Origin of the sequence: Croceivirga sp. JEA036 (assembly GCF_011882165.1) — a bacterium.
Taxonomy (GTDB): domain Bacteria; phylum Bacteroidota; class Bacteroidia; order Flavobacteriales; family Flavobacteriaceae; genus Croceivirga.
In genome coordinates this window covers 197,442-222,566 of record NZ_JAATON010000002.1, presented here as the reverse complement: position 1 = coordinate 222,566, position 25,125 = coordinate 197,442, and the positions used below count along the sequence as shown (strand labels likewise).

The window sequence follows — 25,125 nt, the reverse complement described above, 5'->3', positions numbered from 1 at the left end:
TAAGGATAAATAGGAAAAAAATCCAATCAATCATGAGAAAAATAATTACACTAGTTTGCATTGCGCTAAATTTTACAGGTCTTGCCCAACGTATGATAGAAAGTGAGGTGGGGGAGTTTGACGAAATCAAAGTATTTGATTTGATAGAAGTAAACTTGATACAATCTGATGAGGATAAGATTATTATTAAAGGTAAAAACGTAGAAGATATTACCTGGACCAATAGAAATGGAGTGCTAAAGCTTCGCATGCAATTGGACAAAAAGTTTAGGGGAGAAGACACTTTTATAGAGGTGTACTACAAAGATATAGATGTTATAGATGGTAATGAAGGTGCTAGAATAGTTTGTAATGAACTGGTGAGTCAAAACAAATTAGAGGTGCGTGTGCAAGAAGGCGCTAAAATTACCATTGGTATGGAAGTCAATTATGTAGAAATGCGCGCGGTTACTGGCGGTATTATTGAGGCCTCTGGCTTAGCAGAAAGTCAGTCCATTGTCCTAAATACAGGTGGTATTTTTGAAGGGAGAGAGCTGCGCACAGCAGATACAGACATAAAAATTTCTGCAGGTGGAGAAGCAGAGTTGTTTGCATCAGAAAGTGTTGCTATAAATGTGCGTGCTGGCGGGGATGTAGATGTGTACGGTAATCCTAAAAAAGTTAATAAAAAAACACTTGTAGGTGGTAGAATCCGTTTTGTGGACTAACACAAATAGGTACGAATAAAAAAGACTCCCCAAGGTAGCCTTGGGAAGTCTTTTTTAATATCAGGTTTTAGGATTAACCTTTTTTAAAGATGTAACGGGTAATAAAAATACCTTGACCATCACCTTTACCACCTTCACTTTCAACGGCACTTATCACGTGTTCTAAAATCCATCCTTCCGCAATCATATCATTAATCATAGAAGTGATTAGAGCATCGTTCGCTGCAATGTTTTGAAAACGAATACCACCAATATTATAGAAGTTTAATAGCTTCGTTTCTGCAAAATTCTTAACACGAATTTCATCTCTTTTAGATTTGTTCCTGGTATTGTCCTCTTCTGTTTGTATAGAAGTAAATTCTTTGTAATCCTTGTCTTCTAGGGCGTTAATTATTCTGGATCTACCCAAACCGTTGGGTACAATAGATTCTACACTGGTAACTACTTTGTACTGTTGTGCAAAAGCGCTTAATGTGCTTACTAATGCAAATGCGATAAAAAATACTAGTTTTTTCATGTTGATATGTTTTGATGATTAATATTGATGCTTATTGCAACGGGTAATCCTCAATAAAATTGTTTCTTTGTTCTTTAATAAAAAGTTACGATTACAATTGTATGGAGGGCATCGTTTATAAATCTACCGGAAGTTGGTATACCGTAAAAACCGCAGAGGGTATTTTTTATGAATGTAGGATTAAGGGTAAGTTTCGTATCAAAGGGATTAAAAGTACCAATCCTATTGCCGTTGGGGACCGCGTCCATTTCAAACTAGAAAATAAGGGGGACGAAACCGTTGGGGTAATTCATAAAATTGAAGAGCGTCAGAATTATATCATTAGAAAATCTGTAAATCTATCTAAACAAGTACACATTATTGCGGCCAATTTAGATCAGGTTTTTTTAATGGTGACTTTGAATAATCCTACTACGTTCTCTAGTTTTATAGACCGATTTTTAGTGACCGCTGAGGCATATGATATTCCAGCAGTGTTGCTCTTTAATAAAGCAGATACCTACGCTATAGAAGAGCGGGCAGAGATAGCATACCTAATGGAACTATACAAAAACATAGGTTACAAGGTTTTAGAAATTTCTGCTAAGGAAGGCAAGAATGTAGATTTGGTAAAAGCTATGATGATAGATAAAGTAAGCATGTTCTCTGGGCATTCTGGAGTCGGTAAATCTACCCTAGTAAATGCCTTAGAACCAGGTATGCAATTAAAAACAGCAGAAATATCTGAACAGCATTTACAAGGCCAACACACCACCACTTTTGCAGAGATGTACGACTTATCTTTTGGGGCAAGCATTATAGATACGCCAGGAATAAGAGGGTTTGGTATTGTAGAAATGGAAAAGGACGAAATAGGAGACTATTTTCCCGAATTTTTTGCTTTAAAATCCGAATGTAAGTTTAATAATTGTTTGCACTTAGATGAGCCTAAATGTGCCGTGAAAGAAGCTTTGGATAAGGATGAAGTTTCTTGGAGCAGGTATCGTAGTTATGTACAAATGCTTACTGAAGATTTAGACGAAAACTATCGGGTAGATATTTATAAAGATAAATAATGAAAACCGTTGTACAGCGCGTTACTAAAGCTTCAGTAACGGTAGAAGAACAAGTTATTTCTAAAATTGGGCATGGGGTGCTGGTTTTGGTGGGTATTACGGAAGATGACACCCAAGAAGATATAGACTGGCTATGCCGAAAAATAGTAAATCTTCGTATTTTTAATGACGCTGACGGTGTCATGAATGTGTCTTTAAAAGATAGCAATGGGGATGCCATTGTAGTTAGTCAGTTTACCTTGCAAGCCAGTACTAAAAAAGGAAATAGGCCTTCTTATATAAAAGCTGCAAAGCCAGATATTGCGGTTCCTTTGTACGAAGCTTTTGTACGCCAATTTGAGGAAGAATTAGAAAAAAAAGTAGGTACAGGTATCTTTGGTGCAGATATGAAAGTGGAATTGCTTAATGACGGGCCCGTAACTATAATTATTGATTCTAAAAATAGGGAGTAAGTAAACTTAGACAAACTATGAACATACAAAACGCACAACAAGCAGTAGACGAGTGGATAAAAACCCATGGAGTCCGTTATTTTAATGAACTAACCAACATGGCGCAACTTACAGAAGAAGTTGGGGAGGTAGCTCGTATTATTGCGCGCAGGTATGGAGAACAGAGCGAAAAAGAATCGGACAAAAACAAAGATTTAGGAGAAGAGCTTGCAGATGTAGTCTTTGTAGTTTTGTGTTTGGCGAACCAAACAGGAGTGAATTTACAACAAGCTTTTGAAAAAAAGTTGGATTTGAAAACCCAGCGGGATCATGACCGCCATCACAACAATGAAAAGCTTAAATAAGACTATCTTTGTTTCTTAGCTCTTGTGAATAAAAATCAATAAGATTGAAACTACATTTAACTGCTCCAGAGAATAAACTGCTGGATAAAGAAATACAGATTACAGGTTCTAAAAGTGAGACTAACAGGTTGTTACTTTTACAGGCCTTGTTTCCTAATCTAAAAATAGAAAATATCTCCAATTCAGATGATGCTCAAGTAATGCAAAAAGGCTTGGAAAAGCACTCTGGGGTGGTAGATATTCATCATGCAGGAACCGCAATGCGTTTTCTAACCTCTTATTTTGCTACCCAAGAGGGGAAAGAAGTTACCTTAACAGGCTCAAAGCGTATGCAAGAACGCCCTATTAAAATTTTAGTAGATGCACTTAAAAGTTTGGGTGCAGATATTACTTACGTGGCTAATGAGGGTTATCCGCCACTAAAAATAAAAGGGAAAAGGATAGCTAAGAACAGGGTAAGTTTGCCAGCTAATATTAGTAGTCAATATATTTCGTCTTTGATTCTGGTAGCGCCAAGTTTGCCAGACGGATTAGAAATTGAATTGGTAGGTAAAATTACTTCCGTGCCTTACATTAAAATGACTTTGGGCTTGTTAGATGAAATTGGTATTGTATCTACATTTAAAGATAATGTCATAGAGGTGATGCCAAAGGAAGAAGTTACGGGTAAAACCTTAACTGTGGAGTCTGACTGGAGCGCGGCCAGTTATTTTTACAGTATTGTGGCCTTATCCCCAATCAATAGTCAAATTCAACTCAGTGCTTATAAAGAACATTCTCTACAAGGAGATAGTGTTCTAGCTAGTATCTATAAAGAATTTGGTGTAGAAACCACCTATGGTGAACATACTATCATCCTAAAAAAAATAACGGAAGAACTGCCTGCAAAAATAGATTTAGATTTAGCGAACGCGCCAGATATAGCACAGACCATCGCCGTAACCTGCTACGGACTCGGAATGGAATGTTACTTAACCGGTCTGCATACACTACCCATAAAAGAAACGGATCGTTTGGCTGCAATGAAAACCGAGCTAGAAAAATTTGGAGCTCAAGTAAACACAACAGATGCTAGTTTAACATTAGAGGCGACTACCACAATGAAATCAGATGTTGCTATAGATACCTACAATGATCATAGAATGGCGATGGCCTTTGCTCCGTTGGCATTAAAAAAGTCATTTTTTGTGAACGATGCAGGGGTAGTTTCCAAATCGTACCCCGATTTTTGGCAAGATATGGAGCGTGTAGGCTTTAAAGTATCAGAAGTTTAAGGATTTAAATTGCTATTTACTTGACAACCCCTAGCTGCAGATTGTATATTTGCCATCCTTAAAAAAAATCTTAAGACCCAGATGAAATTATCTAACTTCAATTTTGATCTTCCAAAAGAGTTACTAGCAGAGTACCCTGCAGAGAACAGAGATGAGTCCAAATTAATGGTCATCCACAGGGAAACCGGTAAAATTGAACATCGCATGTTCAAGGATATGATAGACTATTTTGATGAAGGAGATGTTATGGTATTGAACAATACCAAGGTATTCCCTGCAAGACTTTTTGGTAACAAAGAAAAAACAGGAGCTAGAATTGAAGTTTTCTTATTGAGAGAATTGAATGAAGAGCAACGTCTTTGGGATGTGTTGGTAGACCCTGCACGTAAAATCCGTATTGGTAATAAATTATACTTTGGTGATGACGAAAGTTTGGTGGCCGAAGTTATAGATAACACTACATCAAGGGGTAGAACCTTACGTTTCTTGTATGATGGTTCTTATACCGATTTTAGAAGAAAACTTAGAGAACTAGGAGAAACTCCGTTACCTAAGTATATCAAAAGAGAGGTTACTCCAGAAGACGAAGACCGTTACCAAACCATTTATGCCAAGCACGAAGGTGCAGTAGCTGCTCCAACAGCTGGTTTGCACTTTAGCAAACACTTATTAAAGCGTTTAGAAATTAAAGGGGTAGATTTTGCAGAGGTAACCTTACACGTTGGTTTAGGTACCTTTAACCCCGTAGAGGTAGAAGACCTATCTAAGCACAAAATGGATAGCGAAGAATTGGTGATAGATGAAAGAGCTACAGAAATTGTAAATAATGCTAAAGCCAATAAAAAACGTGTTTGTGCAGTAGGGACTACGGTAATGAGAGGTTTAGAAAGTGCAGTTTCTTCAGAAAGAACCTTAAATACGTTTGAAGGTTGGACAAATAAATTTATCTTTCCACCTTATGATTTTAGCATTGCAGATTGCATGATAACTAATTTCCATTTGCCAAAATCTACTTTATTAATGATGATTTCTGCTTTTATGGGGCACGATTTAATGAAGAAATCATACAAGCAAGCTATATTAGAGAGCTATCGCTTTTACTCTTATGGTGATGCTATGTTGATTATCTAAGTTTAAAACATACTTATTATAATAAATAATTCCTGTCTGGATGCATGTCTGGGCAGGAATTTTACTTTCTTACCTTTGCACCAATGGCAGATAAAAAGGACATAAGGGCATTAACAAAAGAGCAATTGCGTAATTTTTTTGTAGCCCAAGGCGATAAAGCTTTTAGAGGCAACCAGGTGTATGAGTGGCTCTGGAAAAAATCTGCACATTCTTTTGAAGGTATGACCAATATCTCTAAAGAAACTAGAGATATGCTCGAAGCCAATTTTACTATTAACAATATCCGTGTAGACCAAATGCAAAGGAGTACGGATGGTACCATTAAAAATGCAGTAAAGTTGCATGACGATTTGGTGGTGGAGTCCGTTTTAATCCCTACAGAAACCAGAACTACAGCTTGTGTTTCTAGTCAGGTTGGGTGCAGTTTAGACTGTCGGTTTTGTGCCACGGCACGGCTTAAACGTATGCGCAACTTAAATCCAGATGAGATTTATGATCAAGTAGTGGCTATAGATAACCAAAGTAGGTTGTACCATGATAGGCCTTTAAGCAATATAGTATTTATGGGGATGGGAGAACCCTTAATGAACTATAATAATGTACTCAAGGCTATTGATATGATTACCTCAGAGGAAGGTTTGGGTATGTCTCCAAAGCGTATTACCGTTTCAACCTCCGGAGTGCCCAAGATGATTAAAAAAATGGCAGATGAAGAAGTGCGTTTTAAACTTGCGGTTTCCCTGCACTCCGCAATAGATGAGGTTAGAACCGCTATTATGCCATTTAACAGCACCTTTCCACTAAAAGATTTACGAGAAGCGTTGGAGTATTGGTATGCCAAAACCAAGAATAGAATAACCTATGAGTACGTTGTGTGGCGGGGCATTAACGATACTCAGAAAGACGTAGATGCCTTAGTTAAGTTCTGCAAATTTGCACCTTCCAAAGTAAATTTAATAGAATACAACCCCATAGATGATGGTGAATTTCAACAAGCTTCTGATGATGCTTTAAATAGATATATTACCACTTTAGAGAAAAACGGCATCACGGTTACGGTTAGGCGTTCTCGCGGAAAAGATATTGATGCGGCATGTGGGCAGTTGGCAAATAAAAGTTAATTCTTAACGTTCATCTAAAGAAATGCAACAGCGGTCTTAATTCTATCAAATGAGTGTGTTTGCCTTAGGCATTTTCCCTACATTTGACACCCAGAATCAAACAGACAATTTTTTTAAATTCATTGAAGGTAGCAGCGCAAATACGTGAACCCATAGAACAAGAAATGGTACTTTTTGAAAAAAAGTTCCATGAATCTATGTCTTCTAAAGTAGCGCTACTCAATAGAATTACCTACTACATTGTAAATAGAAAGGGCAAGCAAATGCGGCCTATGTTCGTGTTTTTAACCGCAAAGATGCTAAACGAAGGCGAGGTGGTAGAACGCACCTATACAGGCGCCTCTATCATTGAACTGATACACACGGCCAGTTTGGTACATGACGATGTGGTGGACGATAGCAACAAACGCCGTGGCTTCTTTTCTATAAACGCCTTATGGAAAAATAAGATTGCTGTTTTAGTGGGCGATTATCTATTTTCTAAAGGGTTATTGGTTTCTTTGGAACGTGGCGATTATGATTTACTACAGATAATTTCAGAATCTGTACGTTCTATGAGTGAGGGTGAGTTGTTACAGATAGAAAAGGCCCGTAAACTGGATATTACCGAGGAGGTTTATTACGAGATTATTCGTCAAAAAACGGCAACATTAATTGCTGCCTGTTGTAGTATGGGTGCAGCTTCGGTAAGGCCAGAATCTAAAGAGGTTGCTATATTTAAACGGTTTGGTGAGTTGTGCGGAATGGCGTTTCAAATTAAAGACGATTTGTTTGATTACGGTGAGGAACGCATCGGTAAACCAACAGGTATCGATATTAAAGAGCAAAAAATGACCTTGCCTTTGATTTATGCACTCAACCAAAGTTCAAAAGAAAAAAAGCGCTGGTTAATCAATTCCATCAAAAATCATAATAAAAACAAGAAGCGCGTAAAAGAAGTCATTGCCTACGTAAAAGAGGCCGGCGGTCTGGAATATGCTATTACCAAGATGATGGAATTTAAAGATGAAGCGCTTGGCCTACTAAAAGACTACCCGGATTCTCCCTATAAAGATGCACTAACGCTAATGGTTAATTACGTAGTGGAGCGAAAAAAATAACTACTTACCACTTTCTTTTTCAGATAGTTGCTAAAAATATTTTGCTAATATTTAATTTTAGGCAACCCTTTTAATTGTTTCTACGTCTATAATATTAGAAGACAATCTAAACACATTGAAGATTATACCTTTTTATACTAACGAAAAGTTGCTCATAAAAAAGGCACAAAAAGGAAATAGAGATGCCCAGCAGGCCATCTATGAACAATATGCGCCTAAAATGTTGAGTGTGTGCAGACAATACATTAAAGATGCACATTTTGCAGAAGATGTTATGGTAACTGCGTTTGTAAAGGTTTTTAAAGGATTGCAATCTTTTGAGTTTAAAGGAAGTTTTGAAGGCTGGGTTCGTAGAATTATGGTTAGGGAGAGCATTACCTATTTACGCAAAAAACAATTTGTAGTGTATGACGATGAGGTTTTTGAAAAACAACAACCTTCTTACCATTCCAGCACTGAACTAGATGTGGAATATGTACAACAATTGATTGATGCTTTGCCAGAGGGTTACAAGATGGTTTTTGTTTTGTATGCGGTAGAGGGGTACAAACATCAGGAGATTGCAGAATTACTAGATATTACTGTTGGTACTTCTAAATCGCAATTATCTAAAGCTCGTAAACAATTACAAGAAAATCTTAAGCTGCAAAAAGAATTTGATAACAGAACCATGCAGCAGTAAAAGAATTAGAAATGAATAAGTTAGAAAAACATATCAAAAATACCTTGGAGCAACGAAACCTGCAGCCCGCAGCTACCAGTTGGAATAAAATTGCATCGCAATTAGATGCTCCCGCCAAGAAAAAACCACTGGCGATTTGGTGGGCTGTAGCAGCAACTGTTATGGTGGCGTTGGGCCTCTTTACGTATTTTAAGGTATCAAATGTGGAATTTGATAGTCCTACCCAACTTGTGGAAGTGGAGAAAAATTCAAATACCAATCAAAAAGGAGAGGAACAAGTTAAAATTTCAACTACTAAAACCGTTGGAGAGAGTACTGTTGTGGTACAAGGAACTAGAATAAAAGACAAGGGAGAAAAGGAACTAGTAATAAAGAAGCAACAGTCTAATGTTGAACAAGTTATGCCGCCTAAAAAAGAAGAGTTGGCGCAAGCAATACCGGTAAAAGACCAGCAGCTAGATAGTTTGGTTAACGGTAAGTTGGCGCAAGTATTGGCAAAGGTAACGGCCTTGGAAGCATCTCAGAACGCTAGTTTATTGGATTCTGAAATAGACTCATTACTATTAAATGCTCAAAAAGAAATCTTACAAGAAAAAATACTGCGTCCAAATGGTAAGGTAGATGCCGTGGCTTTGTTGGCAGAGGTAGAAACTGAGCTGGACCAAAACTTTAGGGATAAAGTTTTTGATAAATTAAAAGACGGCTTTTTTAAGGTACGTACGGCCGTTGCAGAACGCAATCAGTAATTATTCATCAATCAATCATTGGTATTAGCTGCCCTCTTTAATTCAGAGGGTGGCCAAATACTGGTCTAAATCAACAAAAAATCATGAAAAACAACGTAATTATTAGCGTGTTTTTAGTTCTACTAGGAACATTGTTCGTCCAAGCACAAGAAGAACAAATACATAAGGAAATTGAAAAATTAAAAGTCTTAAAGACAGAAATAACCCAACAAGAAAAGCAAGCACTCAAGGAAGAGGTAGAGGCTATAAACGCTAAACTAGAAGCGAAGCTTATTACCAAAAAAGAAGCAGACGAGCTTAAAGGGGAAGCAGCTAAAAAAAGAGCGCTGAATATTGAAAATAGGATTGCAATTATAGAAAATAAAATAGCGCTAATTGAGCGTAATAAGGGTAATGTTTTAGAAGTAGATAGCCTTAACTATAAAACTCAAGTGCAAATAGGTTTTGGTAATGAAGATGGGGATAATGGTAATTTATTTGGCATAAGAATTAATAATAATCCTCGCAGGTCAAAAATAAAATATGACCGCCGTACCTATTCAGATTTTGTGATGGCTATAGGATTTAATAATGCCATCATAGAAGGAGAGTCTTTTGCAGATACGCCTTATAAGATTGCGGGAAGTCGTTTTTTTGAAATGGGTTGGCAATGGCGAACCAGGGTGTTTAAGCATAGTAATTGGTTGCGTTTTAATTACGGATTCTCTTTTCAGTTTAACGGCTTAAAACCAGAAAACAATCAATTTTTTGTAATGAACGAGAACCAGACCGAGTTACAAGAATTTGATGTTGAGCTAGATAAATCAAAATTAAGAATGGATAATTTGGTTTTTCCAATCCATTTTGAGGTGGGGCCTTCTAAAACCTATAAAACTGAGGAAAAAATTAGATACAGCCTACAAGATCAATTTAGGTTAGGATTTGGTGGCTACGGAGGTTTTAATATTGGTACGCGCCAAAAGTTAAAATATCAAATGGACGGGGATAAAATAAAGGATAAGCTAAAGCGAGATTACAATACAAGCAATTTAATCTATGGTTTAAGTGCTTATGCGGGCGTAGATGGCATGCTATTGTATGTTAAGTACGATTTAAACCCAATTTTTAAAGATGCCGCTGTGGAGCAGAGAAATATATCCGTTGGCCTTCGGTTCGATTTGTAGTGCTATTTCTTATTTATGGCTTTAAGCATATCCGCTGAAAAGTCGTTCTTATAGTACACACGTTTACAATGGGAACATTCCGCATAGTGGTTTGTTCTTATTTTTGTTATGGGCAACCAAAATACGTGGGCTAAGGTTTCTTGAGAATAAAGCGTTACCGTACCTTTTTGTCCACAATGCCCGCAAACCACGCTGGGCATTTTGTTGCTATTTTCTTTTCCTTTTTTGGTACCGAAGAATAGAATCATTACCGATTAATTATCTTTGAATACTGCTACAAAGGTAGTAATCTAACGCGCTAAATTTTTTCATTTTAAATGATTTCAAAATCTACTATAGACCAAGTATATGAAACCGCAAGGGTAGAAGAGGTAATAGGCGATTTTGTTCAGCTAAAAAAATCGGGCACAAACTTTAAAGGTCTTAGTCCTTTTTCTGACGAGCGGACCCCGAGTTTTATGGTAAGCCCTGTAAAACAAATATGGAAGGACTTTAGTAGTGGTAAAGGTGGTAATGTAGTGGCTTTTTTAATGGAGCACGAACATTTTAGTTATCCAGAAGCAATAAGGTACTTAGCAAAAAAGTACAATATAGAAATAGAAGAAACAGAGCAGACCGATGCGCAAAAGCAGCAAGCCAATGAAAAGGAAAGTATGTATTTGGTCTCTGAGTATGCACAAAAATATTTTGAGAAAACGTTATGGCATTCAGAGCCAGGAAAAGCTATTGGGTTAAGCTATTTTAAGGAGCGTGGTTTTACAGATAACACCATTAAAAAGTTTGGTTTGGGTTATAATCCAGACCAATGGGAAGCTTTTACCAAAGAAGCATTAGGAGAAGGGTACAAGCTAGACTATTTAGAGAAAACCGGATTAACCATAGTTAAAGAGCAACAAGGCCAAGAACGGAAAACCTTTGACCGTTTTAAAGGCAGAGTAATGTTTCCAATTCATTCTATGAGCGGTAGAGTCTTGGGTTTTGGAGGTCGAATTTTAACCAATGACAAAAAGGCGGCCAAATACCTAAATTCTCCAGAAAGTGATATTTACCACAAAAGCAAAGTTTTGTATGGGATTTATTTTGCCAAACAAGCGATTGCCAAGGAAGACAATTGCTTTTTGGTAGAAGGCTACACGGATGTAATACAGATGAACCAGGCAGGGATAGAAAATGTGGTAGCCTCTAGCGGTACTGCCCTTACCCCCGAACAAATACGATTGATTAATAGGCTTACCAATAATATTACTGTGTTGTTTGATGGAGACGCTGCCGGTTTACGCGCATCCTTGCGTGGGGTAGATTTAATTTTGGAGCAGGGTATGAATGTTAAGGTTTGTACTTTTCCAGAAGGAGAAGATCCAGATAGTTTTGCTAAAAACAATGCTTACGATGACCTAGTTACTTATCTTAAGGACAATGCTAAGGATTTTATACAGTTTAAAACATCAACATTAACTAAGGAGGCAGCCAACGACCCGTTAAAAAGAGCAGATACCGTAAGGGATATTGTAAATAGTATTTCTAAAATACCGGATCAAATTAAGCGAGAAATATACGTACAGGAATGCGCTAAATTGATGAATGTTTCCGAGGCTGTTTTATACAACACCTTAGCGCAAATCTCTAAGAAAGAACAAAAAGAGGCGAGTAAAAGACAAATACCTCAAGAACAAAAAGCGTTTGAAGTTGTCAAAAACGATACACAAGCAGAAAAGGTAGATGTTCAATTTATATTAGAGAAAAAGATTATTGAACTTTTATTAGTATATGGCGATAAGGTAGAGGAGTTCGAAGATTTAGTGCTTAAAGAAAATGAAAAAGGAAATTTAGAACTAAAACCAGAGCAGTACGAAGCCAAAGTATATGAAAAGATATTTTTGGACCTACAGGAAGACGAAGTAGAAATGACTAACGACTCCTTCAAAACTATTTATAACAAACTGATAGGTTTTTTGAATGAAACTGAAGGATTTAATTTGAATGGTTTTATGGCACTTTTGGAGCAAGATGCTATACAGGAGGTTTCTTCTATCCTAATGGACGAAGAAAAATATGTTCTGCACAACTGGGAGCGTAAAGATATATACCCTAAAAATAAGGAAGTAGGCGTTGCCCAATTGGTAAGCGAAACAATTCTTTCTTTACGATGTAATCTTATACGGAACAGAATTACCCATTTACAGCAAACCACAGAAAACGCTGTGGAAACCCATGCAGAAGTCCTAGAAGAAATTATCAACTATATTCAGTTGAATAAACTTCTTAGCTCAAAACTAAACAGAGTTTTATCTTAAAAAATAAAAACCCCAGTTTTACTGGGGTTTTAAATATGATGCCTAAATCTTAAAATATTTAGTATAATTCTAATGCTTTGGCCTGTTGTAATAGATCTACCAAATTATCCACATTTAACTTTCGCATTAAACGAGCTTTGTATGTACTTACTGTTTTTTCATTTAAGTTCAAGCCTTCGGCAACCTCTTTATTACGTTTACCACTAGCTAACAATTTAAGTACTTCTATCTCTCTGGTAGAAAGTTTTCTAAAGAATCTCCTTGGTTTTTGTGTACCCTCATCAAAAGCGAGTCTTTGTGCTAGCTCATTGGTGATGAACATGTTGCCCTCGGCTACTTTTTTAACCGCAGACCTTATATATTCTACATCTGCAGTCTTGGAAAGATAACCAAAAGCACCAGCTCTTATAGTACTCAAAGCGTAAACATCCTCTGACTGTCCGCTGTACATTAAAACTTTTGTATTGGGGAAATCTTGCTTTAATTTTCTCAAAGTTGCAATGCCATTAATTTCTGGAATATCCATCTCTAGCATAACAACGTCTGGGGAAACCTTGCCAAGAGTTTCAAACAACTCCGTTGTGGAAGATACATCGGCAATTACTTCAAAACCAGATGCATGGTCTAAAACTTGTCTAATTCCCAAACGAACAATTGGGTGACTGTCCGCGATAAGAACATTAATCATTGTGGTAGTATTTCTATTATGTTAGGCCTAAAATTGTATTTAATAAATAAATGCTTACAAATACTGAAGGCAATTTAACCAATATGGGCGACAAATTTTAATTTTTTTCAGAAAAAACATAGTAATCCTACGGTTTTTTTCGTCTTAAATGGCTTTTTAAAGGTTAATCTGCATTTTTTAACACTGCAGGAATTTCACAAACAGGGATGGGAATCATCTTATGTTTGTTTGCGGTATTAAATCTTTTATAGATAGTAAACACCTCTTTTTGTCTTCCTGTAAAGTCATCTCCTGTTTTGCCTTCATCATCCATTTGCATAGCCCATTCTAATTCTGGATAACTTGCGCCAATCTGATCTTCATCTGTTCTGTCATCGCCCCATAGGCCGTCTGTTGGTGCTGCTTCTAAAATATCTTGGTTTACCCCTAAAAATTTGCCAATTTCGTATACCTCAGTCTTGACTAAATCTGCGATGGGGCTCAAATCCACGCCACCATCCCCATACTTTGTATAGAAACCAACGCCAAAATCTTCTACTTTATTGCCTGTGCCTGCTACTAAATAGCCTTTTAATGCTGCAAAGTAATACAAGGTGGTCATTCGTAATCTTGCTCTAGTATTCGCTAAAGACATAAAACGTTCTTCTTCATTCTCTACTGCAGGTAGGGCAGCGACTAGGCTGTCAAATACAGGGGTTAAATTTACAGGTTGTCTATTAACGTTGTTGTAGTTTTTCATTAGCCAAGCTATATGTCGGTCTGCACGGGTAACTTGACTTTCCGCTTGGTGAATTGGCATCTCTATGCATAAAAGGTCTAAACCAGTCCTAGAACAAAGGGTAGAAGTCACCGCAGAATCAATTCCGCCAGAAATACCTATTACAAATCCTTTAATGTTAGCCTTAGTGGCATAATCTTTTAACCACCCTACAATATGATCTACTACCTTTTCTGTTTGCATAATCTTTTTATTTACGGTCAATAATTTACCTTTGCACCTTGTAAATTTAAACGCTGTAGCTTTAAAAATGAAGAGGTATCTGCAATTCTTTGTAATTCTAGGAATTTTTATAGTTTTCTCCTGCCAAGAAAAAGATAAGACTGAGGTTGCTATAAATGCTTTACCAATTAATTTGGAAGTAGTGCGGTTTGATGATGAATTTGCGAATGCCAAGCCCGAAGCTATACCAATCTTAAAAAATAGTTTTCCTTATTTATTTCCAGAACAGGTGCCAGACAGTGTTTGGATCATGAAACTTACAGATACGCTGCAATTGGAGTTGAAAGCAGAAATTGATAAGGCATTTCCAAATTTTAAAACACAGGAGAAAGAGTTAATCACCCTTTTTAAGCATATTAAGTATTATGTTCCTAATTATGAGGTGCCAAAAGTGGTAACCTTAGTTTCTGAAGTTCAGTACGATGCCAGGGTGGTTTTAACGGATAGTTTGTTACTTATAGGTCTTGATAACTATTTAGGTCCAGAACATAAGTTTTATGCGGGTTTGTCTAATTACATAGCAAAGGCTTTAAATAAAGATTATATGATGGCAGATGTGGCAGGGGCATTTGCTAAAACCATCAATAAGTTTCCTAGGAACAGAACATTTTTGTCTAGAATGGTCTACTATGGAAAAGAATTGTGGATTAAAGATAAATTGCTGCCAAAAGCAACTGATGCAGAAAAGATAGGTTTTACTCCAGAAGAAATGGCTTGGGCAAAAGCCAATGAAGAGCAGATGTGGCGGTACTTTGTAGAACAAGAATTGCTATACAGTACGGCATCAGAATTAGATAGGCGATTTTTAGATCCAGCTCCCTTTTCTAAATTTAGATTAGAGTTAGATAACGAAACGCCTGGCAGGTTAGGTAGGTATATGGGGTGGCAAATTGTAAGAGCATATGCTAAGAACAATCCAAAAGTTAGTTTAATGGAATTGTTAGATATGCCATCAGATGAATTATTTAAAAAATCAAATTATAAACCAAAGAAATAATGGCGGTAGTACATACTTCTGAGATTAAGTTGAAAGTAGGATTAGATGAGAACAGGGTTCCAGAAGAATTAAGTTGGTCTGCTCAAGATGGCGGCATTGATAATGAAGAAGCCAAAGCTATGATGTTATCTGTTTGGGATAGTAAAAGCCAAGAATCTCTTAAAATAGATTTATGGACTAAGGATATGCCCGTAGATGAAATGAAAGTGTTCTTTCATCAGACTTTGGTGACTATGAGTGATACGTTTATGAGGGCAACCCAAGACGAAAAGATGACTGCAACCATGAAAGATTTTTGCGACTATTTTGCGGAAAAATTGGAGCTAAAAAAATAGCCCTTAAATAACGGGCAATTGTAATTTAAACGTTAAGCTGTTTTTAGCAACAGGTTCTATTATAGAAATAGAACCGTTCATGCGTTCTGCTAAACACTTGGCTGTAGCCAAACCAAAAGCACGTTGATTACAGGTTTCATTTTTCCTTGTATAGAACATTTGAAAGATTTGGTCAGGATAATGTTCCTTAATATTTGGTCCACAATCACTATAAAATATCTGGTGATGTGTCTCTGTTTTTTGGTAACTTATTTTACAATATCTACCGTTTCTGATATCTAAAACGCTGTTGCTAAATAGATTGGTAAACAAAAATTCTAGTCCTTTTTCAAACAGATATACTTCTTCCTCGGTCTCTTCAGACACTAAAGTCAAGTTGTTGTTTGGGTCTACTTTGCTTTTTGTTTTGGCAATTAAATCCTTAAGGTTAAAATTGCGATAATCTATAGGTGTGGTGTTGTACAAGATATGGTCTAACATGCCACCTAAAGTATGGTTTAATGTGTTGGCATTCTTAGTTATATCACGTACCCATGTATCTAAATAGGAATCTAGATGGCCATTTTCTTTGCTGAAGGTGTCTATTGCTGTTTTTAAACGCAAGGTAGGAGCAATCAACTCTTGAGTAAAAGAATGTAGCTCTTGGTGTAATCCTTTTAGTTTGGCTTCTTTCTTTTCGCAAATAGCAATGACGCTTTTTTTAGCTTTTTTAAGGGCTACTGCTTGGCAAATCTGGTCAACTAGTGCCTCGAAACCCTCTTTTTGGTTGGTAGTAAGGGTTAACGGTTTATCATGGTAAACACATAGAACTCCTAAATAATGCCCTACTTCAGATTTTAATGCAGTTCCAAAGTAGTACCTAAGATTGTCTTTAGCCACAAAATGCTTTTCAAAAACAAAATCTGGATGCGTATGTAAGTCTTCTACCTCTAGCTGTATTTTTCTTTTAGCTAGCAAATGTTTAGAGAGGGACAGCGCACCGTGATTGGCTTTTTGGTTATATGGCGTTTTCGCCGTATACCAATCAAACTCCTCATCAAAAAGTTGAAATTCCACTTTATCCACACCACTGATTGCACTAGCCAATTTATAAATGCGCTGTAATTCATCTTGCTTCATAGAGTTCAGTATAAATAACTCTTGAAGTCGCTCCTTTTGTTCAGCTTTGAAAATGATACTTGTTTGCTGTTTCATCCCCTCTAATCTTTTGCTTCCGTTTTACAATTAATGGTTAGTGATAATAAAACGTTAAAACAAATAAACGAGAGAAACTACTTACAATTTATACAAAAAGCTTTTCGATTTTATGCAAACGATTGCAGAAAAGGTTTTCGTTTATGGTGTAAGTGGTAGCATTGAACAAAAGAATAGTTTAGAGGCTTTTTTTGTTCCGTTAACTAAGGATTCTTTAACATTAAATCTTTGCTTACTTTTTCTCTGGTTGGGCGTAGCCATAGCATGTAAAGAATTAAAGTGCCTGTTATTGTAATATAGATTGGGTAGCCTTCTAAGGTGTATCCGGCAATGTTAAGTAAAGCGGCACCTTCTAACAATGCATATCTAATAATACTGGCCGGCAAGTAGGCGCTGCATTTTTTTTGTATGCTGGGAAGGTTTCTTGCTTTTTCTATCTTTTGCTTAAAAATGTAGTTGCCTAGGAAAATAGCAATAGCGGCAAGCGTAGGCAACACGTAAAGTAAGATGCTCTCTTGTTGTGGTACGGTTACTCCTTGGTTTTTAGAGGAAAGGTATAAAAACGTAGAAAATGCCAGGGTACCACCAATTAGGACAATGTGAATAATGGTTAAGGTCTGAACAAAATTTTTGAGCGTGGGAGTGTTTTTAGCTGCTGTCATGTAGTTGGTTTAAAATTGTACTTAGATGCGTGGTAATTGCATGGGGACTTCCATGACTAGAATTCTACTGTTAGGGCTAGCGGTTATTGTTATTTCTGTCGTATCCCATATGCCTAAGCCATCTCTTTTTTCTAGTTTTATCTGGTTTGTAGTGGCTTCGCCTTCCAATATAAATACGTAGATACCATTACCTTCTTTGTGGGTTTTGTATGTGGTAGTGGTTTCTTGTTTAAAATCGCCTAAAGAAAACCAAGCGTCCTGATGTATCCATACACCTTGATCCTCTGAATTGGGTGAAAGGATTTGATAAAAATTGTTTATTGTGGCTATTTCTTTTAATGAAATTTGATCATATCTAGGGGTTACTTGTCTTTCTTTTGGGAAAATCCATATTTGTAAAAATTGCACCTCCTTGTCATTATTTTTGTTGTACTCGCTATGAGATATGCCCGTCCCAGCACTCATTACTTGTATATCTCCTTCTCTAATAGTGGTGACGTTGCTCATGGAGTCCTTGTGCTCTAAATCTCCAGAAAGTGGTATGGAGATGATTTCCATATTATCATGCGGATGTGTGCCAAAACCCATGCCAGCAGCTACGCGGTCATCATTTAATACCCGTAAAACTCCAAAATGATTACGTTCTGGATTTCTATAGGCGGCAAAGCTAAAAGTATGATAGCTTTTTAGCCAACCATGATTGGCAAAACCTCTAGTTTCTGCTTTATGTAGTACTGTTTTCATCGCAATTTAATTGAGCTTAAAGTTACAAAGAAACGATTGCAACAGAAAACAAGAATTATTCTGTTTATGCCATTGCTTCTGGCGAGAAATCAGCATTTATTTCATCTATGAAAGCGAGTAATTCTTCCTTGCCTGTGTAATTACTAGAAGAGGTTACAAAATGTGGCGGCGCTTCTTCCCAAGCTTGCTCTAAAAGGGAGTTTAAATAACGGGTAACATGGCTATTAATAGCACCAGGTTTTAGCTTATCTGCCTTAGTGAAGATGATTGCAAATGGAATGCCATTAATACCTAGCCATTCCATAAATTCTAAATCTATGGGTTGTGGGTCATGCCTAATATCAACAAGAACAAAAGCGCAAACCAACTGCTTTCGTTTTAAAAAATATTCAGTAATGTATTTCTGAAACGTTTTCTTTTCTTTTTTAGAAACACGGGCATAACCATACCCAGGTAAATCAACCAAAAACCAGTTTTTATTAATCTTAAAGTGATTAATTAATTGGGTTTTTCCTGGCCTGCCAGATGTTTTTGCAAGACTCTTACGTTCTACCAGCATATTTATTAAAGAAGATTTGCCAACGTTAGACCTACCAATAAAAGCGTATTCAGGGATAGGCTCTTTAGGGCATTTGGTAACGTCAGAATTACTCATGACAAATTCAGCTGAAGTAATTTTCATCTTTACTTGTTTTAAAAGGTAAACAAAGATAACCAAGTTGTTTAGGCTAGTAGACGAAGCTGTGCTATAACCCTTTTTGTGTTAACCAAGCGTCTAGTAGTTGATTAAATTTCTCTGGATGTTCCATCATGGGTGCATGCCCGCACTTATCTATCCAAAATAAATCAGAATTTGGTAAAAGCTGGTGAAATTCTGTGGCTACTTCTGGTGGTGTAACGTTGTCTTGTTTACCCCAAATAATACAGGTGGGTGTTTCCATTTTTGGCAAATCTTTCGCCATATTGTGTCTAATGGCACTTTTGGCAATAGCGAGCGTTTTTACCAATTTCATACGGTCGTTAACGGTAGCAAAAACTTCGTCAACAATTTCTTTGGTGGCCACCTCGGGATCATAAAAAACGTCTTGGGCTTTTTTCTTAATGAATTCGTAATCCCCTCTTTTAGGGTATTCATTGCCCATAGCGTTTTCGTAAAGGCCAGAACTTCCTGTAATTACAAGTGCTTTTACTTTTTCTGGAAACATTTTGGTGTGTAACAAACCAATATGTCCGCCAAGGGAGTTCCCCAACAGGATCACATCATCCAAACCTTTGTGTTCTATAAAGCCTTCTAAAAATTTAGCAAAGTTCTTAACCGTAGTCTTAATAACTGGCATGTCATAAATAGGGAGCTCTGGAACTAAAACTTTGTAGCCTTTGGGTGGAAAGTATTCGGTAACCCCATGGAAGTTACTCAAACCGCCCATAAGTCCGTGTAAAATAATAATCGGTGTTCCTTCACCTAGCTCCAAATAACGGTACTTACCGTCCTGTACAATTGTCTCCTCCATTTAAGTTGGTTCCGATGGAGCGCAAATATAGGCAATTCAATATTATGTATGCATAATTGATTTTCGACTATAATTTTGGTAGGAGCACTTTTTGTAAAACGCTATAATCTGCTGCGGTGGTAAAATGAATCCAATTTTTGTCTTTAAGTGGCAAATTGTGGGTAATCAGATTCGCATTTTATTAACAATGTGGGGTTTTGTGGTAAAATGTGGTAATAAATTTTATATTTTTGAGTTGTATTACGTAAACAAGCCGATTTTGGATATTTTTTTCTTTGGGGTTTTTAACTGTAAAGCGGATGCTAAGGGTAGGGTTATGCTGCCTGTAGCGTTGCGCAACCAGATGGCTCCTGTTCTAAAAGATGGCTTCTTTATAAAAAAAGCGTATTACAGCGAGTGTTTGGAGTTGTATCCTGCATATGAGTGGAATAGAGTAATGGGAGAGTTGAACCAAAAAAGTAGGTTCGATGAGGAGAATATAGACTTTATAAGAATGTATACCGCGGGGTTAAGGCAGATAGAGGTAGATGCAACAGGGAGGTTATTGATTCCTAAAGATGTGATTAGTATGGTGGGGATAACTAAAGAAGTAGTTATTGCTCCTATTGGTAAGCACTTAGAGATTTGGGATAAGGATGCGTATGAAAATGTAATTCAGGCTTCCAAGGAAGAGAAAAAGGCGTTGGCTAAGCAAGTAATGAATTCTGATAAAGCTACAGACAATGTATCATGATCCAGTTTTGCTTGCGCCAACGGTAGATGGTCTTGCAATTAAAGAAGATGGGGTTTATGTGGATGTCACCTTTGGTGGCGGCGGTCATAGTAGGGAAATCTTAAAAAGATTGGGGCCAGAAGGCAAATTGTTCGCTTTTGATCAAGATGAAGATGCGCTGCAAAATACAATAGACGACTCAAGGTTTACCTTGATTAATGAAAATTTTAGGTTCTTAAAACAGTACTTAAAATTTTATGGGGTAAGTAAAGTAGACGGAATTCTAGCTGATTTTGGTGTCTCTTCGCATCAGTTTGATGAAGCGGATAGAGGGTTTTCTATTCGTTTTGATGGGGATTTAGATATGCGTATGGATCAGCGTAAAACCGCTTCTGCATACGATGTGGTTAATCATTACGAAGTAAAAGACCTAGCGCAACTGCTTAAAGAGTATGGGGAGTTGCGCAATGCAATGGCTATTGCCAAGGCAATAGAAGGTGCTAGGCAAGAGCAGCCTATAAAAACTACCGAGCAGCTAAAACAGGTTCTGAACAAGTTTTTGCCAAGGAATAAGGAGCATAAAATTCTTGCTCAGATTTATCAGGCAATTCGTATTGAAGTGAATGAAGAAATACAAGTGTTGAAGGATTTTCTAGAACAAGTGCCAGAGTTGCTGGTAAAAGGGGGTAGGCTAAGTCTTATTAGTTACCATTCCTTAGAGGATCGTCTGGTTAAGCGTTTTATTCGTGATGGTAAATTTCAAGGAGAAGCGGAAAAAGATTTTTATGGCAACATTAGTGTTCCATTAAAAAAAGTGGGGGGATTAATTGTTCCCGATGCTGCAGAGATAGCAAGAAACAACAGGGCTAGGAGCGCAAAATTGAGAATAGCAGAAAAGTTGTAAGGATGAAAAAAGGGTTGTTAGATATTTTAAAGGGTAAATTCTTGGTGAGTGGTGATGCGCCAAAGAATTGGCTGTTTTTGCTATTTGCTTCCCTATTGGCTGCAATAATGATTTCTAGTAGTCACCAAGCAGATAAAAAAGTACACAAAATCTCGGTCTTGAATGAAGAGGTGAGGTCGTTACGCTCAGAATTTGTGGGCAACCGACGAATGCTTCAAGAATTAAAATTAGAATCTTTTTTAAGAGAAGAGGTTGCGGATAGAGGTTTAAAGCCTTCTTTAAATCCACCTAAAAAAATTGTAGTAAAAACTACCAAGTAAAATGGCAACAACGGAAAAAACCATAATGCATAGACTGTACCTCATAGCTGGGGTGCTTTTTCTGTTTGGGGTAGCCGTGGTTTGGAAGCTGGTAGATATACAAATGGTTAAAGGTGATGAGTATAAAGAAATGGCTTTGGCCAAAACCGAAAAAATGTTCACCATACAGCCCAATCGAGGTAACATTTATGCAGATGACGGTAGCTTGTTAGCGGCATCTGTGGCCAAATATGAAATAAGGTTTGATACGAATACGGTAACAGCTAAAGATTGGGAGGCTAATATTGGTCCTTTATGCGATTCTTTAGGGGTTTTGTTTGATAAACCTTCTTCTCATTATAGGCAATTACTACGTAAGGCTAGGGCTAACAAAAACGGATACAAATTAATTGCTCGTAATGTTAGCTATTTAGATTATCAAAGATTGCGTTCTTTTCCGCTTTTTAAGTTAGGACCGCACCGTGGTGGTTTTATAGAATCTCACCGAGTTGTGCGTGAGTATCCTTTAGGTAAGATGGCGGCTAGGAGTATTGGTTATGAGCGTGTGGATGAGAATGGCTACTATACAAGGGTTGGTTTAGATGGTGCTTTTGGAGAAACATATTTAAGAGGTAGAGAAGGTAAACGTCTTAAACAAAAGAGTGCCGGTAGTCAATGGAAGCCCGTGGGTTTTAATAATGTGGTGGAGCCGCAAGATGGTAGAGATATTGTAACTACTATCAACAGTAATATTCAAGATATAGCGCATCATGCCTTGTTAAAGCAACTAGAGCATTACAAAGCAGACCATGGTTGTGTGGTGGTAATGGAAACAGAAACAGGTGAGATAAAAGCGATATCAAACTTAGGAAGAACAGAAGAGGGGAAATATTATGAAAGGTTAAACTATGCGGTGGGCGAGTCTCATGAGCCGGGTTCTACCTTTAAGTTAATGTCCTTGATTGCTGCCATGGAAGATAATATGGTAGATACAAGCACGGTTGTAGATACGGAGAAAGGTCGTTATCGTGTCTATGACCGTGTAGTTAAGGATTCTAAGTGGGGCGGTTACGGTAAAGTGTCTGTTGCAGATGCGTTTGCAGTATCTTCTAATACCGCTTTTGCTAAGATTATTCATGAAAACTATAAAGACAAACCAGAGAAGTTTGTGAATAGATTAATGAATATGGGATTACACAAAAACTTAGACTTACCCATCATTGGAGAAGGCGACCCAGTAATACGTTACCCTGGGGATAAAGGGTGGTCTGGTATTTCTTTAGCATGGATGTCTCATGGTTATGAGGTTTCTATGACGCCTTTGCAAACCTTAACCTTTTACAATGCTATTGCTAATGATGGCGAAATGCTAAAGCCAAGATTCATTAAAGAAGCCAGAGTAGGTAACAAGGTTCTAAAGGCATTTGAAAAAGAAGTGTTGAATCCGTCTATCTGTTCCAAGGAAACGGTTAAGAAAGCACAGCAGATGCTTAAAAATGTGGTAGAGAAAAAATACGGTACGGGGAGAGGGTTGTATTCACCTAGTTTTAGTATGGCGGGGAAGACCGGTACGTGTCAAAAAAACTATGTGGCAAAAGATCCAGATAAATTGGCATATATCTCATCTTTTGTAGGGTATTTTCCTGCGGAGAATCCTAAATATTCTTGTATCGTGGTAATTCATGAACCAGATAAAAGTGTTGGGTATTACGGAGCAGATGTGTCTGGACCAGTTTTTAAATCTTTAGCTCAGAAGATATTTATCAATTCTCCGGTAATAGATAAGGTGAATCCAGAGCATCCAAAGGAAGAATTGGTAGAGGAGGATTTTGGTAAATTTTATCAAGTAGCTCAAAAAACGCATAAAACCATTCCTGATGTACAAGGAATGAGTGGTATGGATGCCATTTCATTGCTAGAAAATCTTGGGGTTAAAGTTCAAGTTAAGGGAAATGGTAAAGTGAAAAAACAGTCCGTGAAAGCGGGTACAGCATTGAATAAAGTTGAACAAGTAGTATTAGAGCTATCATGAAGTTGTTGAAAGACATTTTATACGGTGCAGGTATAGCGGCAGTAAATGGCGATACTAGCGTGTTGGTGAATGATATCCAATTCGATTCTAGAGAAGTAGGCATGGACGATGTCTTTGTGGCTATTAATGGTTCGGTTGTAGATGGTCATAAGTTCATTGCTAAAGCTGTAGATGCAGGAGCAAAGGCTGTTGTTTGCGAGGTGCTGCCAGAAGTATTGGTCAATGGTGTTACCTATGTTCAGGTAAAAGATAGTCAGCTGGCATTGGCGCACATGGCTGCCAACTTTTATGATAACCCTTCTAAAAATTTAAAACTTGTTGGGGTAACAGGGACTAATGGTAAAACGACTATCACTACCCTGTTGTATCACCTATTTAAAAAAGCAGGGTATAAAGTAGGCTTAATTTCTACTATTAAAATTTTAGTCAATAATACAGAGTATAAAACTACCCATACAACACCAGACTCTCTTTCAATTAATAAGTATTTAAGCTTAATGTCAGAAGAAGGGGTGGAGTTTTGTTTTATGGAGGTAAGTTCTCATGGAATTCATCAAAAAAGAGCAGAAGCCCTAAAGTTTGAGGGTGCTGTGTTCACCAATCTTTCTCATGATCATTTAGATTATCATCAAACTTTTGCAGCGTACAGAGATACCAAAAAGTTGTTGTTTGATGGACTTCCGAAAACAGCCTTTGCTATTACGAATTTGGATGACAAGAATGGAATGGTGATGCTCCAAAATTCTAAAGCTAAAAAACTATCGTATTCCCTTAAATCCATGTCAGATTATAGAGGGCAAATACTAGAAAAACAATTGGACGGTCAATTGTTGAAAATAGATGGTGATGAAGTTTGGACCAAGTTGATAGGCGATTTTAATGCTTACAACATCCTTGCAATATATGCTACGGCAGAAAATCTTGGTTTAGATAAGCTAGAGATTTTAAGGTTGATTAGTGAGTTGAATAATGTTGCAGGCAGATTTCAATACTTTGTTTCTAAGAATAAAATAACGGCTATTGTTGATTATGCTCATACGCCGGATGCACTAAAAAACGTGTTGAACACTATAAACACTTTAAGGACTGGAAATGAAAAAGTCATCACCGTAGTGGGGTGTGGTGGTGATAGAGATAAGTCTAAGCGTCCGGTTATGGGTCATATCGCATCAGAGATGAGTCAACAAGCAATTTTTACATCAGATAATCCTAGAACAGAACAACCAGCCACCATTTTAGAAGAAATGGAAAAAGGGGTAGAAGCGCAGAATACAAGAAAAGTGCTGTCTATAGAAAATAGAAGACAAGCGATACGCACGGCTTGTAAACTAGCAGATGTTAATGATATCATACTTGTGGCAGGAAAAGGGCACGAAGCCTATCAAGAAATCAACGGAGTTCGTACAGAGTTTGATGATTATAAAGAAGTAAAACAAGCTTTAGAAGAATTAGATAAATAAG

At 37.2% G+C, this 25,125-nt stretch carries 28 protein-coding genes; 19 read left to right on the top strand and 9 right to left on the bottom strand.

The window, feature by feature from the left end:
• The first annotated feature begins 32 nt into the window (after positions 1-32).
• Positions 33-707, top strand: a complete 675-nt coding sequence (locus HCO57_RS05855) for a head GIN domain-containing protein (RefSeq protein WP_167988257.1) — start codon at positions 33-35, stop codon at positions 705-707.
• A 73-nt stretch (positions 708-780) separates the two neighbouring features.
• On the opposite strand, the gene HCO57_RS05850 is transcribed toward HCO57_RS05855, so the two are convergent.
• A complete protein-coding gene (locus HCO57_RS05850; RefSeq protein WP_167988256.1) occupies positions 781-1,224 on the bottom strand; it encodes a hypothetical protein in 444 nt (147 codons plus the stop codon).
• 101 nt (positions 1,225-1,325) lie between these two features.
• On the opposite strand from HCO57_RS05850, the gene rsgA reads away from it, so the two are divergent.
• The 10 genes from rsgA to HCO57_RS05800 all read left to right on the top strand — a co-directional run bounded on the left by rsgA (position 1,326) and on the right by HCO57_RS05800 (position 10,292).
• Positions 1,326-2,279: a ribosome small subunit-dependent GTPase A gene (gene rsgA, locus HCO57_RS05845; protein WP_167988255.1), complete on the top strand. Its 954-nt coding sequence runs from the start codon at positions 1,326-1,328 to the stop codon at positions 2,277-2,279.
• A complete protein-coding gene (gene dtd, locus HCO57_RS05840) occupies positions 2,279-2,731 on the top strand; it encodes a D-aminoacyl-tRNA deacylase (RefSeq protein ID WP_167988254.1) in 453 nt (150 codons plus the stop codon). The genes rsgA and dtd overlap by 1 nt, the downstream gene beginning before the upstream one ends.
• A 17-nt stretch (positions 2,732-2,748) precedes the next feature.
• On the top strand, positions 2,749-3,075 hold the full coding sequence (locus HCO57_RS05835; protein WP_167988253.1) for a nucleotide pyrophosphohydrolase: 327 nt from the start codon (positions 2,749-2,751) through the stop codon (positions 3,073-3,075).
• A gap of 44 nt (positions 3,076-3,119) precedes the next feature.
• The gene (locus HCO57_RS05830; RefSeq protein WP_167988252.1) at positions 3,120-4,349 is read left to right on the top strand and encodes a 3-phosphoshikimate 1-carboxyvinyltransferase; all 1,230 of its coding nucleotides are present in this window, start codon (positions 3,120-3,122) and stop codon (positions 4,347-4,349) included.
• A gap of 81 nt (positions 4,350-4,430) precedes the next feature.
• Complete coding sequence (gene queA, locus HCO57_RS05825; RefSeq protein WP_136949597.1) at positions 4,431-5,480, top strand: tRNA preQ1(34) S-adenosylmethionine ribosyltransferase-isomerase QueA; 1,050 nt, start codon at positions 4,431-4,433, stop codon at positions 5,478-5,480.
• An 83-nt stretch (positions 5,481-5,563) separates the two neighbouring features.
• Positions 5,564-6,601, top strand: coding sequence for a 23S rRNA (adenine(2503)-C(2))-methyltransferase RlmN (rlmN, locus tag HCO57_RS05820; RefSeq protein WP_136949598.1), 1,038 nt, complete (start codon positions 5,564-5,566; stop codon positions 6,599-6,601).
• A 122-nt stretch (positions 6,602-6,723) separates the two neighbouring features.
• A complete protein-coding gene (locus HCO57_RS05815) occupies positions 6,724-7,701 on the top strand; it encodes a polyprenyl synthetase family protein (RefSeq protein WP_167988251.1) in 978 nt (325 codons plus the stop codon).
• A gap of 115 nt (positions 7,702-7,816) precedes the next feature.
• Positions 7,817-8,383: an RNA polymerase sigma factor gene (locus HCO57_RS05810; protein WP_167988250.1), complete on the top strand. Its 567-nt coding sequence runs from the start codon at positions 7,817-7,819 to the stop codon at positions 8,381-8,383.
• Positions 8,384-8,394: 11 nt separating this feature from the next.
• Positions 8,395-9,129 carry a hypothetical protein gene (locus tag HCO57_RS05805; RefSeq protein ID WP_167988249.1) on the top strand — a complete coding sequence of 245 codons (735 nt, stop codon included), beginning with the start codon at positions 8,395-8,397 and terminating at the stop codon, positions 9,127-9,129.
• An 83-nt stretch (positions 9,130-9,212) separates the two neighbouring features.
• A complete protein-coding gene (locus tag HCO57_RS05800; RefSeq protein WP_167988248.1) occupies positions 9,213-10,292 on the top strand; it encodes a coiled-coil domain-containing protein in 1,080 nt (359 codons plus the stop codon).
• A 2-nt stretch (positions 10,293-10,294) separates the two neighbouring features.
• Here HCO57_RS05800 and HCO57_RS05795 read toward each other — a convergent pair whose 3' ends face one another.
• Positions 10,295-10,540 carry a zinc-ribbon domain-containing protein gene (locus HCO57_RS05795; protein WP_167988247.1) on the bottom strand — a complete coding sequence of 82 codons (246 nt, stop codon included), beginning with the start codon at positions 10,538-10,540 and terminating at the stop codon, positions 10,295-10,297.
• A 69-nt stretch (positions 10,541-10,609) separates the two neighbouring features.
• On the opposite strand from HCO57_RS05795, the gene dnaG reads away from it, so the two are divergent.
• Positions 10,610-12,586: a DNA primase gene (gene dnaG, locus HCO57_RS05790; RefSeq protein WP_167988246.1), complete on the top strand. Its 1,977-nt coding sequence runs from the start codon at positions 10,610-10,612 to the stop codon at positions 12,584-12,586.
• A 58-nt stretch (positions 12,587-12,644) separates the two neighbouring features.
• Here the strand turns inward: dnaG and HCO57_RS05785 are convergent, their stop codons facing one another.
• Complete coding sequence (locus HCO57_RS05785) at positions 12,645-13,274, bottom strand: response regulator transcription factor (protein ID WP_136949605.1); 630 nt, start codon at positions 13,272-13,274, stop codon at positions 12,645-12,647.
• Positions 13,275-13,437: 163 nt separating this feature from the next.
• A complete protein-coding gene (nadE, locus tag HCO57_RS05780) occupies positions 13,438-14,235 on the bottom strand; it encodes an NAD(+) synthase (RefSeq protein WP_167988245.1) in 798 nt (265 codons plus the stop codon).
• 67 nt (positions 14,236-14,302) lie between these two features.
• Between nadE and gldB the strand changes: the two genes are divergently transcribed.
• Positions 14,303-15,271 (top strand): gliding motility lipoprotein GldB, encoded by a 969-nt coding sequence (gldB, locus tag HCO57_RS05775; protein ID WP_167988244.1) that lies wholly within the window; start codon positions 14,303-14,305, stop codon positions 15,269-15,271.
• Complete coding sequence (gldC, locus tag HCO57_RS05770) at positions 15,271-15,606, top strand: gliding motility protein GldC (protein ID WP_136949608.1); 336 nt, start codon at positions 15,271-15,273, stop codon at positions 15,604-15,606. Before gldB ends, gldC begins: the two co-directional genes overlap by 1 nt.
• A 3-nt stretch (positions 15,607-15,609) precedes the next feature.
• On the opposite strand, the gene HCO57_RS05765 is transcribed toward gldC, so the two are convergent.
• From HCO57_RS05765 to HCO57_RS05745, 5 genes are all read right to left on the bottom strand, one after another.
• Positions 15,610-16,800: an ATP-binding protein gene (locus HCO57_RS05765; protein ID WP_167988243.1), complete on the bottom strand. Its 1,191-nt coding sequence runs from the start codon at positions 16,798-16,800 to the stop codon at positions 15,610-15,612.
• 203 nt (positions 16,801-17,003) lie between these two features.
• On the bottom strand, positions 17,004-17,462 hold the full coding sequence (locus HCO57_RS05760; RefSeq protein WP_167988242.1) for a hypothetical protein: 459 nt from the start codon (positions 17,460-17,462) through the stop codon (positions 17,004-17,006).
• 21 nt (positions 17,463-17,483) lie between these two features.
• Entirely contained in the window at positions 17,484-18,206 is a 723-nt protein-coding gene (locus HCO57_RS05755; protein WP_167988241.1) for a pirin family protein, read from the bottom strand.
• 64 nt (positions 18,207-18,270) lie between these two features.
• Positions 18,271-18,888, bottom strand: coding sequence for a ribosome biogenesis GTP-binding protein YihA/YsxC (yihA, locus tag HCO57_RS05750; RefSeq protein WP_167988240.1), 618 nt, complete (start codon positions 18,886-18,888; stop codon positions 18,271-18,273).
• 64 nt (positions 18,889-18,952) lie between these two features.
• Positions 18,953-19,717 carry an alpha/beta fold hydrolase gene (locus tag HCO57_RS05745; protein ID WP_136949613.1) on the bottom strand — a complete coding sequence of 255 codons (765 nt, stop codon included), beginning with the start codon at positions 19,715-19,717 and terminating at the stop codon, positions 18,953-18,955.
• A gap of 259 nt (positions 19,718-19,976) precedes the next feature.
• Here HCO57_RS05745 and HCO57_RS05740 point away from each other — a divergent pair, with 259 nt between their 5' ends.
• The 5 genes from HCO57_RS05740 to HCO57_RS05720 are packed head-to-tail and all read left to right on the top strand — an operon-like array spanning position 19,977 to position 25,124.
• Positions 19,977-20,450: a division/cell wall cluster transcriptional repressor MraZ gene (locus tag HCO57_RS05740; protein ID WP_167988239.1), complete on the top strand. Its 474-nt coding sequence runs from the start codon at positions 19,977-19,979 to the stop codon at positions 20,448-20,450.
• Positions 20,440-21,333: a 16S rRNA (cytosine(1402)-N(4))-methyltransferase RsmH gene (gene rsmH / locus HCO57_RS05735; protein ID WP_167988238.1), complete on the top strand. Its 894-nt coding sequence runs from the start codon at positions 20,440-20,442 to the stop codon at positions 21,331-21,333. Before HCO57_RS05740 ends, rsmH begins: the two co-directional genes overlap by 11 nt.
• 2 nt (positions 21,334-21,335) lie before the next feature.
• Entirely contained in the window at positions 21,336-21,653 is a 318-nt protein-coding gene (locus tag HCO57_RS05730; RefSeq protein ID WP_136949616.1) for an FtsL-like putative cell division protein, read from the top strand.
• A 1-nt stretch (position 21,654) separates the two neighbouring features.
• Positions 21,655-23,664: a penicillin-binding protein gene (locus HCO57_RS05725; RefSeq protein WP_167988237.1), complete on the top strand. Its 2,010-nt coding sequence runs from the start codon at positions 21,655-21,657 to the stop codon at positions 23,662-23,664.
• The gene (locus HCO57_RS05720; RefSeq protein WP_167988236.1) at positions 23,661-25,124 is read left to right on the top strand and encodes a UDP-N-acetylmuramoyl-L-alanyl-D-glutamate--2,6-diaminopimelate ligase; all 1,464 of its coding nucleotides are present in this window, start codon (positions 23,661-23,663) and stop codon (positions 25,122-25,124) included. Before HCO57_RS05725 ends, HCO57_RS05720 begins: the two co-directional genes overlap by 4 nt.
• Position 25,125 lies beyond the last annotated feature (1 nt).